Origin of the sequence: Alishewanella sp. d11 (assembly GCF_049390205.1) — a bacterium.
Lineage (GTDB): Bacteria > Pseudomonadota > Gammaproteobacteria > Enterobacterales > Alteromonadaceae > Alishewanella.
In genome coordinates, this window is sequence record NZ_CP186547.1 from 982,081 (window position 1) to 995,772 (window position 13,692).

The window sequence follows — 13,692 nt, forward strand, 5'->3', positions numbered from 1 at the left end:
CGTGCAGCCTCCATATTCTGGCTGATCTCCACTTTTGGCGTTGAAACAGCTAATTTTGCAACTCACTTCAGCCTATCTCTGCAAACGCATTTGCAGTAATACCTGTCTTGGTAGTTACTAAGGATATTACCTGCACAAATGCAGAATAACGCAAAAGACTATGCCAAACCAGCGCAGCTACTTTGCTTGATAAAATCGAACATATCATCATATTTAATTCGATTTTATCTGCCAAATATAAACTCTACACTAGGCAACATCAGCGGGTTGCCTTTAACAACCGATGATCTTTAGCAACTAGGAGGTCAAGATGTTAGACATTATTCGAGCAAATGAACGTGGCAGAGCGCATTTTGGCTGGCTGCAAAGCCAACATACTTTTTCTTTTGGTGATTATTACAATCCGCAGCAGATGGGTTTTTCAGTATTGCGCGTCCTTAATGATGATCAAGTCGCGCCCGGCGCTGGTTTTAGCACCCATGGCCATCGCAATATGGAAATTATAAGTTATGTCTTGGCGGGGACTATGGCACATAAAGACTCCGCGGGGCATGAGCAATTGTTACCTGCCGGCGAGTTTCAGCTGATGAGTGCTGGTAAAGGCATTTACCACAGTGAGTACAATGCAAGCAAAACAGCCGATTTAAAGTTTTTACAAATCTGGATTGAACCCAATAGCAAAGATACCGAGCCCAGTTATCAGCAAAAAGCTTTTAGCCAAGCTCCTGGGCTGAACTGGGTAATTACCCCGGATGGTCGCGATGGTACCTTGCAGATTAAGCAAAACGCCGCTGTAGCGCAGCTCATCTTGGCACAACAAGCAGCGTTAGCCATGCCGTTAGCTGCTAACAAAGCTTATTATTTGCACCTAATTGCCGGCGAGTTAAGCTTAAATAACCATCACCTTAGCGCTGGTGATGGAGTAAAACTGACTGGCTTGCAGGCCCTTAAGTTGCAGAGCCACGACACTGCCGTCAATGCATTATGGTTTGAATTACCCGCTTAGGCGCTCTGCACTTGGCATGATCTGCACTTTTCTTATTAAGTGGCCAGTCACTTGCTGCTAGCCACTTATCTCTTTCTGCTTTATGTGATATGTTATAACAAATCTTATTCCGCTGTACTGTCTTAAACTGAGGCCTCAATGTTTGCTTTAAAACGCTATTGTTTGCTGTCACTGGCCATTACTGCCAGCTTAACTCCACTTGTTGCCATGGCGGCAGCTAACAACACGGCTAGTGATATCGAGCATATTAGCGTTAACTATAAACAAGCTTACCGTGGTGATGTGCCCTTGCGCTTACAGGCGCAAGCCGTGGAAAGCCTGCATTTAGAAATGCTGCGAGATAATGGCATTACCCGCTTTCAGGATGCGCTAGATTTGGCAGGCAGTATTGCCCGACAAAATAATGGTGGCGGCCTGTGGGATAGCTTTTCCATACGGGGCTTTCCGGGTAACGAAAATATGCCTTCTGGCTACTTGGTCAATGGTTTTAATGCTGGCCGTGGCTTTAGTGGCAACCGCGATTTAGTCAATGTTGAGTATATTGAAATTATGAAAGGCCCAGGTTCAGCACTATTTGGTCGCTCTGAACCCGGCGGTACAGTTAACATCGTGACCAAAAAGCCACAGCATGACACAGAAGGCTATGTCCAAGTGTCTGCCGGCAGCTTTGATCAATACCGTCTCGAAGGTGATTACACCACTGGGCTGAACGAGCAACTGGCAGTACGTCTAAATGGTGCGGTACAACAATACGATAGCTTTCGGGATTTTGTATTTACCGATAAAACCGTGTTTACGCCTTCGGTGCGTTACGCCTTATCTGATAATACGGCGCTGTTGTATGAATTTGAATATCTTAAACAAGAACAACTCTTCGATCGTGGCTATGTGGTGCTGAATAATGATTTAAAAACCTTACCGCGTTCGCGTTATTTAGGTGAGCCCAGCGATGGCGCCACGGTAATCGACGCCACCGGTCATCAACTGAGCCTTGAATCCACCTTAGCCAATAATTGGTCATTACTGGCGGGTTTGAGTTACCGCGAATCCTCGTTAAAAGGCAACTCTTCCGATGCAGAGCTGGCTGGCGGCAGGCAAACGCTATATCGTGATGGCCGTACCCTGACTCGGCAGCGTCGGAATCGTGATTATCAATCGGATGATTTATCGATCCGTGCCGAGATCAGTGGCAATCTGACACTGTTTGGCAAAACACATCACCTGTTAGTAGGGGCAGACGCTTACGAATACAGCCTATACACCTTATTAGGTCGTTATCGAGGTCCAGCAGGTAGCTACAGTTTAGATATTTTTAACCCTGTCTATGGCGGCACCGCACCGGCTCCTACGCCACTTTATATCAATGACGAAGAGCAGTGGGGCTTTGGCGTTTTTGTACAAGATCAAATTCAGCTTGCCGCGCGTTGGCACTTATCAATGGGCGTACGTTTAGATCGCTACCGTTTACAAATTACGGAACAATTGGCCAATAGTTTTAGTAAACAACTGGATAGCAAAGTCAGCCCGCGTCTGGGTTTAGTCTATGAATATAATGATGCGCTTACCTTTTATAGTAGCTATTCTGAAGGCTTTATTCCGCTAAGTGGCACTGATTTTAATCGTAACCCCTTTGCGCCAGAAGAAAGTGAATCAGTTGAGATTGGCGCCAAATACAGCGCAGGCAGCACTCAAGGCACCTTATCGCTATTCTCGGCAGAAAAATCTAATATCCTGACTTCAGATCCGATTAATGTGGGCTTTCAGGCCACCTTAGGGCGGGCACAGAGTCGGGGGATCGAATTTGAACTGCACCGCCATCTGACCGATAACCTGTATTTAGATTTATCCTATGCGGTGATGGACACTAAAACCGTTGGCGAAGTGATCAATGCGGATTGGGGCTCTTTAGTGCCGTCAGGTAGCCGTTTAGTCAATGTGCCGCGTCATCAAGGCACTGCAGTATTAACTACTGAAACCGTTTTAGCCGGTAAAGCCAGCAAGTTTGGCCTAAAAGCCCGGTATATCGGTAGCCGGTTAGGCGACTCGGTTGATCCTAGCTATCAATTGGCAGCGGTAAGTTTGTTCTCCGTCTTTATGCATATTGATCTGACTAACCAACTGCAAGCACAACTGAATATCGATAATATCTTTGACAAACACTATGTGCATAACTCTTACAATAGGTTATGGACGGTTCCTGGTGAGCCAGTCAATGCCAAACTGGCTATTCGGTACAATTTCTAAGTTATGAATAAGCAAATAACACAACGGATCCAGTCTATCGACATGTTGCGTGGACTGGTGATCCTCATCATGCTACTTGATCACGTGCGGGAGCGCTTCTTTTTGCATATGCAAGTGAGCGATCCGATGGATGCCAGCACTACGGATCCTGCGCTGTTTTTTAGTCGTTTTGCAGCACACTTTTGTGCGCCGATCTTTGTGTTTCTCACCGGGCTATCGGCTTGGCTTTACGCTCATCCTGCCAACGGCACTCCCCGCTCTGCCAGCACGTTTTTAGTAAAGCGTGGCTTATTCCTGATCGCGTTGGAATTTACCTTAATCACCTTCTCTTGGATGGGCAGCTACCAGACTATCTGGCTGCAGGTGATTTGGGTGATTGGCCTTAGCATGCTAGCACTGGCGGCCTTGTTACATTTACCAAGACGTTGGCAACTGCTGGTCGGGTTAGCGCTGGTCTTTGGGCATAACGCCTTAACGCCCATTACGTTTACACCCGATGAATGGGGCTATAGTGTGTGGACCATACTGCATGATCGCAATATTTTACTGCAAACAGATAGCCTCACCATTAAGCTCAGCTACCCAGCCCTACCTTGGTTTGGGGTGATTTTACTCGGTTACTACGCCGGACCTCTGTATGCTGCCAAGCAAGATCCAGAGCAAAGACGCACGATGTTATTGTGGGGCGGCGTTTTCGCGTTAGGGCTGTTACTAGTGCTGCGAGGCTTTAATATTTATGGTGAAACCCTGCCGTGGCAATCTCAGGCAACACTGCTGCAAAGTGCTATGTCTTTTTTAAACTTCACCAAGTATCCCGCTTCCTTGCACTTCTTATTAGTGACACTGGGCACCATGTGTTTTCTATTGCGCTGGATGGAACAATGGCAAAACAAGTTCAGTCAAATCTTAGTGGTGTTCGGCTCAGTGCCAATGTTCTTCTACATTTTACATTTGTATGTATTACTGGTGCTTTACAGCATCGCGATCTGGTACTTCGGAGCCAATCATGGCCATTTATATGGCGTTGACCATATCAGTACTATCTGGCTGATAAGTATTGCATTGGCGGTAGCGCTATATTGGCCCACCCGATGGTTTAGCCGTTATAAGCATACCCAGAAGAAACCTTGGCTTAGCTATTTATAACAAGGTAATAAGTCTTACTTATCTGACTAGGCTGGTTAAGCATCGGCACAGATAAGTAAGACACTCTAGAATGATTTTGCCGAAATGTTAGGTTGCAAGCTCTCATCTAGGCCCGCCTTTGCAAGTTCTAAAAATTAGAACTTAATGTAAAATTATATCCAATTTATAAAAACATTCAGCCCCTCTATAGTAGCGCTATCGACAACACCCCCTGTCGATAACGGCAGTCTCACACACAATCTTACGTTAGAGGAAATAGCAATGAACAAAGCAACACTTTTATTAAAACAACTGACGACCACTTCTGCAGGTTGGGGCGCCTTAGCCCTACGCATCCCAGTAGGTATTATTTTCGCTGCACACGGTGCGCAAAAACTCTTTGGGTGGTTTGGCGGTTACGGCTTAGCGGGCACAGGGGCTTGGATGGACAGCATTGGCCTAACACCTGGTATCCTGATGGCGTTTTTAGCAGGAGCAGCAGAGTTTTTTGGCGGGTTAGCCTTAGTCTTAGGGGTATTAACCCGTCCAGCGGCAGTAGCTTTAGCCTTTGCAATGCTAGTCGCTATTTTCAGTGTGCACATTCAAAATGGCCTTTTTATGAGTAACAATGGCTACGAATTTGGTTTAGCGTTATTTGCAGCCAGTCTCTCTTTGCTATTTAGCGGTGCTGGCAAAGTATCAGTCGATGCCTTAATCAGCCAAAAAGTTTAAGATTTTTTTATAGTGAGTCTTACCTGGCATAGCATGGCCTTACCGCCTTGCTTGCCAGCAGTTAATTTTCCAAGGAATCAGTTTATGGCACGTTCAACACTCGAACAATGGCGGATGTTTAAAGCGGTGGCAGAGCACGGTGGCTTTCATCAGGCCGCCGAGGTGGTATATAAAAGCCAGTCTAGCGTGCATCACGCCGTACATAAACTAGAAGAAATGCTGGGCGTAACACTCCTCCAAGTAGAGGGCCGCAAAACGCAACTTACCGCTGCCGGCGAGCAATTACTCAGGCGGATTAACTTTTTACTGGCCGAAGCCGAACGCATGGAAAATGTGGCCTTAAATTTACAGGCAGGCGTAGAGTCTAAGTTAGCTATCGCCGTAGATGAAGCTTTCCCGCGCGATATCTTGTATCAAACGCTGGCTGCGGTATCGGCTGAATACCCACTGATCCGCATTGAACTGTTAGAAACGATTTTATCCGGCGCCAATGAATTACTTGAGCAAGGCAAAGCCGAAATTGCTATTTCACCTTTTACCCTGCCAGATAACCTGAGTGAAGATATTTGCCAGATCGAATTTGTCGCGGTAGCAGGTGCACAGCACCCACTCACTCAGCCAAGACGCGAGTTAGCGCTGGAGGAATTAAAACATTGCCGGCAAATTGTGTTAAGAGATTCAGGCTTACAACAAAAAAAAGATGTAGGCTGGTTGGGCTCTGAGCAACGCTGGACGGTGAGCCATATCGCAACCTCGATAGAGTTAATTCGAAAAAACCTTGGCTTTGCTTGGTTGCCGCGCCATGCCGTGCAACCTTACCTCGATAATGGCGAGCTATTGCCCTTGTTATTACCTCGCGGTGCGAATCGCACTTATACCTTTTACCTCAATTTTAATGATGCCGAGACCTTAGGCCCAGTAGCTCGCAGCTTTTTAGGGCATTTGCGCTACCTAAGTGCGGACTAATCCTTTAGCAGCTAGCCATGCTGGCAAAGCGGCTGCTGGCATAGGCCTGGCAATACCATAGCCTTGTCCATACAAATAACCAATATCTAACAACTTCTGCATATGTTCAGCACTTTCTACGCCCTCAGCAATGGTCGCCAGTTCAAAGGCTTCAGCAAGGCGACTGACCCCTTGCAAAATCGCTAAATCATCCGGATCGGTTAAAATATCTCTGACAAAGCTTTGATCAAGCTTTAAGGTACTAATAGGTAACCGTTTTAGATAAGAAAGTGAGGAGTAACCGGTACCAAAGTCATCCAGCGAAAAGCTAGCCCCCAGAGCAGCACAGGCTTTCATAGTACCTAAAATATAGTCAATATCTTGTAGTGCGCTGGTTTCTACGATCTCCAATTCCAGCATCGAGGCGGGCACATTGGGGAACTCGGCACAGATTTGTGCTAATTGCTCGGCGAAATCGGCTTGCTGCAAATGGTTAGCCGCAATATTAACAGAAATAGGCATTTCAATACCTTGTTGATACCACAAAGTATATTGCCGAAATGCCTCTGCAATAACCCACTGACCTAACAGCACCCCTAGCTCATGCTGCTCAATAAGCGGTAAAAATTGTCCTGGCGCCAACAAACCCTGTTGCGGATGTTGCCAACGAATTAACGCCTCTACGCCAATGCACTCTCCCGTTTGTAAATTCACCTTCGGTTGGTAAAACAGCACAAACTCGGAACGGGCTAAAGCAGCCCTAATTTCATCTAATTTTTTACTGATGCCCCGCGTATAGTGCTCGGCTTCCACATCAAAAAAGTAATAGCGGTTTTTACCGGTTTGCTTCGCACCATACATTGCCTGATCGGCTTGCCGCAGTAATTGCTCCGAAGCAATATCGATAATTTGCGGATAAAAACTCACGCCAATACTTGCCGAAAGCTGCACGCTATTGCCAAGCACAGTAAATGGACTGGCTAAATGTTGGAGCGCTAAGGCAAGCCTCGGCTGACAATCGGACTGCTGCGTGATATCTGTGATTAAAAAAACAAACTCATCACCATTGGTTCTGGCCAATAAGGTATTTTCATCCAAACAGGCGGATAAGCGCTGGCTTATAGCTTTTAACACCTGATCACCAAACTCATGACCAAAACGATCATTAATCACCTTAAACCCATCCAGATCAACAAAGGCTACGGCGAGTAACTTGCCTGATTGCTTGGCCAATTGCATAGCTTGCTGTAAACGATCATTGAGTAAGAGTCGATTGGGTAAACCGGTTAATGCATCATAATGAGCCAAGTGCTCTAAACGCTGTTGTGATAACTGTCGACTATGATCTAATTGCGCTAGGCGGCGTTGTGTTTCTGCCAACCAGCCCAAAATGGTATGGGTTTTAGCTGCAGTAACATTAATTTTTTGCGAGAAATCGCCTTGCCCCAAAGCGGTAATATGCTGATAAACCTCTGTGACTGGCGCACCTAAAATGGCTAACTCGCGCTTTTTTAACTGCCATAATAAAAAAGCTAACATTAAGCCAAGTACAATAAACACCCAGCGAAGTCGCTCAGCTTGCTGTTCCGCCTTGTCAACGGCCACTTTAGTACGCGCATCCATCATGCTATATAACTGATCTATCGGCTGCATGATACCGGCTTTAGCTTGGTGATAAGCAGCATCATGTAATAGCGTTAAAGCGCTGGCACGCAACATGGGATCACCCGTCGCAACCAATTTCATCGCATCCTGTTCAATAGCAGCCAATTCATCAGAAGCTTGTTTGGCGGAGACTAACTGCGACAATTCAATTTCAGTAAAGCCCACATGGCGCATCCGCTCAAGCAAAGCTTGCGGCGCAGCAAAAGGCCGTGGCCGATGATCCGAGGCATCGACCAAATCCCAATAAATAAAATGATAGTTTTCAGGACGAGGCGCTACGCCATTACGAATCGCAAAAATTTCATCAAAATGCTGTCGATAACGCACATCCCCCGTTACCGCATAGGTGCGTACCATACGCGTAAGATCATCAGAAGATTGTCGTAACTCATCGGCTAACAGAAAGGATTGCAACCTAGTATTATGTGCTTTATCGATCGCCCGCTCTGCTTCGACATAAACAAAAAAACTGATCAAAAAGAAGATAAAGACAACGACGCTTAATGCCAAACGAAGACTAAAGCCGGTTAACCTGAAACTCGATTGCTGCACATAACACCTCAGCGATAATTGACTGTGCTAAACACTAGCTTAGCAGAATGCATGCAAGGTGTAACCCTAACTTAAGAACAGGAAAATAATGCAATTAGCTTGTATAGGTTTAATAAGGTTTAGAGACAACGATTTCGAAAATTGGCTTAGATATCAAAAGCTGAGCGGTATTTTTTGGTGCCTAGGGTCGGACTCGAACCGACACGGAGTTTCCCCCGGCGGATTTTGAATCCGCTGCGTCTACCGATTTCGCCACCCAGGCACTGAGGGATATTATGAGGTAAACGCCTGCATTATACGATGCAGCGCAGACTGTGCAAGTGCTTTGTTACGCTTTTACGGCATCTCAAGCGCAACTGCTTAAAATTACGACAGTTAGTGACTTGCAAGCAGCGAGTCTACCAACAACTACAGCTGTTGGTGCTACGATTGCGGCATGCTAAACTTAGCAGCAAATTTTGCTGGAAATAAACTATGTATCAAGATGCTCCCCGCGCCGGTTTTGCTAGGCGCTTATCCGCGATTATTTATGATGTCTTAATTCTTTGCGCGATCATTATGCTGGCGGCAGGGGTAGCAATGCTGTTTGTGCAGATCCTCGTTTGGACTTCGCTGGTGTCGTTACAGGGTTATACCGATGTTGCTGAGTACCTCAATACCAGCTGGCGGCGCTGGCTGCATTTTGGCTATTACGTGATCGTTATTTTGGGGTTCTACAGTTATTTTTGGTGCAAAGCTGGGCAAACCTTGGGGATGCGGGCGTGGCGTTTATTACTGGTTAACGCAGAAGGTAAACCCATCAGTTTTGGCCAAGCCATTGGCCGAGCTTTGTTAGCGTTAGGGGGCTTAGGCAATTTTTGGCTATGGCTACGTTGGGGTAAAGGCTTGGCACTGCAAGATCAATTAACGAATACCCAAATGGTGGTAATCAGCAAAGAACAAAGCAAAGCCCTTAATTTACATAAAACCGCGCGTTAAAAGCCGACAGCGCTGCCCAGCAGTGTTAGTTATAAGCTGGGCAACTGGCTAAATCATGCCTTATATTTTACGACGCATCAAAAAGAGCGAGATGCCAATAAATAACACACTGGGTAAGGCGGCACCGGCTAACGGCGGTAGCTGATAAACCAAGGCTAAGGGGCCAAACACTTCGTTGCTCATATAAAAGCCAAAGCCAGTTAAAATGCCCAATAACACTCTTGCTGCCATAGTTACGCTGCGCAAGGGCCCAAAAATAAAGGATAAGGCCAACAGCAACATAGCTGCCAAGGTCAAAGGTTGTAAAACTTTACGCCAAAACGCTAATTCATAACGGCTCGCTTCTTGGCTGTTTTCTCTTAAGTAACTGATATATTCATTCAGTCCCTGCAGCGATAACATCTCTGGTTTAATACTGACCACGCTTAACTTATCTGGAGTTAAGCTTGAGCGCCACACCAAACTTGCATATTGCGTTGGTGTGATTTGCGTTTCACCAAATTGCAGCTCTGTGACTTGCTGCAGCTGCCAAGCATTATCAATATATTGCGCAGCACTGGCCCGAGTTACCTGTGTTAGCGCTAACGCTTGATCAAAATGATAAATAGTAACGTCTTTTAGGTTGCCTAAATCATCTACTTCTTTGATATTCACAAAGCGGTCGCCATCTTTCGCCCAAACGCCTTGTCTGGCTGCAAACACATTACCATCCGAAATGGCTTTAATCCGCAATTCGCGTGCTGCACGGTCACTGACAGGCGCGCCCCACTCTGCCACAGCCATCATCACCAATACCATTAATACTGCCGACTTCATTACCGAATTGATAATATTTAAACGCGATAACCCCGCCGCTTGCATCACCACCAGTTCACTACTGCTGGCTAAGATTCCCAAACCAATCAAGCCGCCAATCAAAGCGGCCATGGGAAAAAACAGCACTATATCACCGGGTACACTGTATAAAGTAAAGAGCGCGGCATGCACCATATCGTAGTAACCGCGGCCAATAGAACGCATTTGGTCAATAAAACGAAACATCGAAGACAGCGCCACCAGTACAGCCAAGGTCATGGCGCTGGTCGATAAAATGGTGCGGCCAATATAGACATCAAGAATTTTTAACATATCAACGCCCCGCTAACCAAGCACGAAACTTTTGCGCCATGGCACGGTTTCTTAAAATCAATACAGTCCCCACCAGCAAACCTGATAAATGTAACCACCACATGCCCCAAGCGGCTGGCACTTTGCCATCTTCTAACGCGGAGCGCGCAATAATCAGTAAGGCGTAATAGCCCAAATACAATAATAAGGCCGGTAATAAACGGCCAAATTTGCCCTGACGCGGATTCACTCTGGCTAAGGGAACGGCGATAAGCGTTAAAATAGGGATAGACAAGGGGATGGCGATACGCCAGTGCCACTCGGCATTCGCCTCAGCGCTGTTATCTTGCAATAACTCTGCGGTACTTAAACTGCCCAGTTTGCGTCGCCGTTGCTCAACCTGCTGTTCGCGAATTTGCATATCATAACGACCAAACTCGGTGATCTCATAAGCAGGTGATTCGCCATCCCCCGCGTAACGCCGTCCTTCGATCAGCTGTAACATCTGAGCACCCGTTTGCGGATCCTCTGCTACAGCACCCCCTTTAGCATAGACAATGGCATGACCTGCCATACCCTCTTGTCCTGTGCTTTGGGCGACAAAAACTTTAGACAATTGACCACCGGAACGACTGACTTCTTGTACAAATATTACAGCTTTTTCATTCGAGGTATGTTGAAAACGGCCTGGCACCAACGAAAACAATCCTGCATCAGACTCCGCTCTTTCCAGTAATTGATTCTCACGTTCACTAGCCCAAGGGCTAAAATATAAGGTTACCGCCCCCGCCAACAAGGCCATGATGATAGAGAGCAAAAGCGTCAAACGAGTAACATACCATTCGCTAACCCCAGTGGCATGCAGTACGGTCATTTCGCTGTCGGCATAAAACCGGCCATAAGCCACTAGAATGCCTAAAAAAGCACTGAGCGGCAGGATAATCACCGCCAACTGCGGCAGTTTTAACGCGACAATACTCATTACTATTTGCCCCGGAATTTCACCTTCCGAGGCATCAGCCAGAATTTTTACAAAGCGCTGGCTAATAATAATTGTCGTCAATATCAGAAAGACAGCTAACTGGGCACGAAACACTTCACCAATCAGATAACGAAAAATAATCAAAAGGCCCCCTAAAAACCTGTCTTTTTACTAGAAAGCTGGTGATTTTTCAGTAAACTTGTTATTTTCACCTTTTATTATCGGGCAAAGCAGCGAAAAATCCGAGCTTTTTTAACAAATCACGGTAAAATTGCCCTACTAATTTTCAGCTACCGGCCGGAATATACCTATTTCGCCAATAGTAGCACAGTCTCTTAGAATCAGGAGTAAGCATGGAGTTCAGCGTAAAGAGCGGAAGTCCGGAAAAACAACGCAGCGCCTGTATCGTTGTGGGCGTGTATGAACCACGTCGTCTTTCCGCAGTAGCAGAGCAACTGGACAAAATCAGTGAAGGTTATATCAGCAACTTATTACGCCGTGGTGATCTGGAAGGTAAACCCGGCCAAATGCTGCTGTTACACCATGTCCCGAATGTACTAAGCGAGCGCGTGTTGTTGGTAGGTTGTGGCAAAGAGCGTGAATTAGACGAGCGTCAGTATCGCCAAATCATTGCGAAAACCATTAGCACCCTAAACGAAACCGGCTCAATGGAAGCCGTATGCTTTTTATCTGAGCTGCACGTAAAGGGTCGTGATACCTACTGGAAAGTGCGGCATGCGGTAGAGACCACCCAAGATTGCCTGTACGTTTTCGACAAGCTAAAAAGCAAAAAAGATGAAACGCGCCGGCCACTGCGTAAAATTGTGTTTAACGTACCGACCCGTCGCGATCTAACGATTGGTGAGCGCGCGGTAGAGCATGGCTTGGCCATCGCTGCCGGCGTGAAGCAATGTAAAGACGTGGGCAATATGCCACCGAATATCTGTACTCCAACTTATTTAGCTGAGCAAGCCAAAGCCTTAACCAGCTTATCTGACAAAGTCAGTGTTGAAGTGCTGGGTGTGCCAGAGATGAGCGCTCTTGGCATGAATTCTTACTTGGCAGTAGGTCGTGGTTCAGTTAACCAACCAACCATGTCGGTGATTAAATACCAAGGCGCGAATGATGATAGCGCCCCCGTGGTACTAGTGGGTAAAGGCCTCACCTTTGACTCTGGCGGTATTAGCTTAAAGCCGGGCGATGGTATGGACGAAATGAAATTTGATATGTGTGGTGCGGCCTCTGTTCTGGGCACTATGCATTCGGTAATTAATTTACAATTACCCGTAAATATTATCGCAGTGTTAGCTGCTGCGGAGAATATGCCAGACGCTAACGCGTACCGCCCAGGTGATATTTTAACCACCATGTCGGGCCAAACGGTAGAAGTCCTGAATACAGACGCCGAAGGCCGTTTAGTATTATGTGATGCCTTGACCTATGTTGAGCGCTTTGATCCTGAGTTGGTGATTGATGTCGCCACCTTAACCGGTGCCTGTGTGATCGCTTTAGGTAAACATGCCTCTGGCTTACTGAGTAACCACAACCCGCTAGCGCATGAAATTCTGAATGCTTCTGAGCAAAGTGGCGATAGAGCTTGGCGTTTACCGCTGTGGGATGATTATCAAGATCAGCTAGAAAGCCCCTTTGCTGACTTTAGCAACTTAGGTGGCCGTGCGGCTGGCACCATCACCGCAGCTTGCTTCTTATCACGCTTTACTCGCAAATATAACTGGGCGCACCTAGATATTGCCGGTACGGCTTGGCGTAGCGGCGGTAAAGATAAAGGCTCAACCGGACGGCCAGTAGCGCTGTTAACACAGTTCTTGATTAACCGTACTGGGCATAACCAGGATCATTAATGCGTGTAACCTTTTATGTACTAGCCGAGCCAGCAGGCTCAGCTAGCGACATTAGCTCTGCCCTGGCTGAGCCTAACAATGAGCTGTCGCGTGCGCCAGCTCATTTTGCTTTTGCTTGCCAGCTATGCGCCAATTTGTACCGCGAAAAACAACGAGTGTTTGTTTATACTGGCGACCAGCAACAGGCTGAGCTGATAGACGAGCTACTGTGGCAATTTGAGCCAGACAGCTTTGTGCCACATAACCTAACAGGCGAAGGCCCAGCGCGCGGCGCACCGATAGAAATTGGCTGGCAACTGCCTCGCCAAAGCCGCCAAGTATTAATAAATCTCACTGACAATATGCCAGACTTTGCTCGGCGTTTTGCCAGTGTCATCGAATTTGTTCCGGCAGAGCCGACGCTAAAAGCTCAGGCGCGGGAACGTTATAAGCAATATCGTCAAGCCGGTATCACCCCCGAAACCGTGACAATCGGCTGAATTTACAGGTGTCTC

General features: G+C 46.8%; 11 protein-coding genes and 1 tRNA gene. 8 read left to right on the forward strand and 4 right to left on the reverse strand.

Annotated elements, in window-relative coordinates:
* Positions 1–310 precede the first annotated feature (310 nt).
* The 5 genes from ACO1PK_RS04545 (at position 311) to ACO1PK_RS04565 (ending at position 6,073) form a co-directional block, all read left to right on the forward strand.
* Entirely contained in the window at positions 311–1,006 is a 696-nt protein-coding gene (locus ACO1PK_RS04545) for a pirin family protein (protein ID WP_423187488.1), read from the forward strand.
* A 138-nt stretch (positions 1,007–1,144) separates the two neighbouring features.
* Positions 1,145–3,250, forward strand: coding sequence for a TonB-dependent siderophore receptor (locus ACO1PK_RS04550; protein ID WP_423187489.1), 2,106 nt, complete (start codon positions 1,145–1,147; stop codon positions 3,248–3,250).
* Positions 3,251–3,253: 3 nt separating this feature from the next.
* Positions 3,254–4,396, forward strand: a complete 1,143-nt coding sequence (locus ACO1PK_RS04555) for a DUF1624 domain-containing protein (RefSeq protein WP_423187490.1) — start codon at positions 3,254–3,256, stop codon at positions 4,394–4,396.
* 261 nt (positions 4,397–4,657) lie between these two features.
* Positions 4,658–5,107: a DoxX family protein gene (locus tag ACO1PK_RS04560; RefSeq protein ID WP_423187491.1), complete on the forward strand. Its 450-nt coding sequence runs from the start codon at positions 4,658–4,660 to the stop codon at positions 5,105–5,107.
* 84 nt (positions 5,108–5,191) lie between these two features.
* A complete protein-coding gene (locus ACO1PK_RS04565) occupies positions 5,192–6,073 on the forward strand; it encodes a LysR family transcriptional regulator (protein ID WP_423187492.1) in 882 nt (293 codons plus the stop codon).
* Here ACO1PK_RS04565 and ACO1PK_RS04570 read toward each other — a convergent pair.
* Together ACO1PK_RS04570 and ACO1PK_RS04575 are read right to left on the reverse strand one after the other, a co-directional pair.
* The gene (locus tag ACO1PK_RS04570; protein WP_423187493.1) at positions 6,059–8,269 is read right to left on the reverse strand and encodes a putative bifunctional diguanylate cyclase/phosphodiesterase; all 2,211 of its coding nucleotides are present in this window, start codon (positions 8,267–8,269) and stop codon (positions 6,059–6,061) included. The two genes, ACO1PK_RS04565 and ACO1PK_RS04570, sit on opposite strands and share 15 nt — an antisense overlap.
* A 175-nt stretch (positions 8,270–8,444) precedes the next feature.
* Positions 8,445–8,531, reverse strand: a tRNA-Leu gene (locus ACO1PK_RS04575).
* A gap of 212 nt (positions 8,532–8,743) precedes the next feature.
* Between ACO1PK_RS04575 and ACO1PK_RS04580 the strand changes: the two genes are divergently transcribed.
* Positions 8,744–9,247, forward strand: a complete 504-nt coding sequence (locus ACO1PK_RS04580; protein ID WP_423187494.1) for an RDD family protein — start codon at positions 8,744–8,746, stop codon at positions 9,245–9,247.
* Between the two features lie 60 nt (positions 9,248–9,307).
* Here ACO1PK_RS04580 and lptG read toward each other — a convergent pair whose 3' ends face one another.
* Positions 9,308–10,375 carry an LPS export ABC transporter permease LptG gene (gene lptG, locus ACO1PK_RS04585; protein ID WP_423187495.1) on the reverse strand — a complete coding sequence of 356 codons (1,068 nt, stop codon included), beginning with the start codon at positions 10,373–10,375 and terminating at the stop codon, positions 9,308–9,310.
* Position 10,376: 1 nt separating this feature from the next.
* A complete protein-coding gene (gene lptF, locus ACO1PK_RS04590) occupies positions 10,377–11,480 on the reverse strand; it encodes an LPS export ABC transporter permease LptF (RefSeq protein ID WP_423187496.1) in 1,104 nt (367 codons plus the stop codon).
* 209 nt (positions 11,481–11,689) lie between these two features.
* Here lptF and pepA point away from each other — a divergent pair, with 209 nt between their 5' ends.
* Together pepA and ACO1PK_RS04600 are read left to right on the forward strand one after the other, a co-directional pair.
* A complete protein-coding gene (gene pepA, locus ACO1PK_RS04595; RefSeq protein ID WP_423187497.1) occupies positions 11,690–13,198 on the forward strand; it encodes a leucyl aminopeptidase in 1,509 nt (502 codons plus the stop codon).
* On the forward strand, positions 13,198–13,677 hold the full coding sequence (locus tag ACO1PK_RS04600; protein ID WP_423187498.1) for a DNA polymerase III subunit chi: 480 nt from the start codon (positions 13,198–13,200) through the stop codon (positions 13,675–13,677). Before pepA ends, ACO1PK_RS04600 begins: the two co-directional genes overlap by 1 nt.
* Positions 13,678–13,692 lie beyond the last annotated feature (15 nt).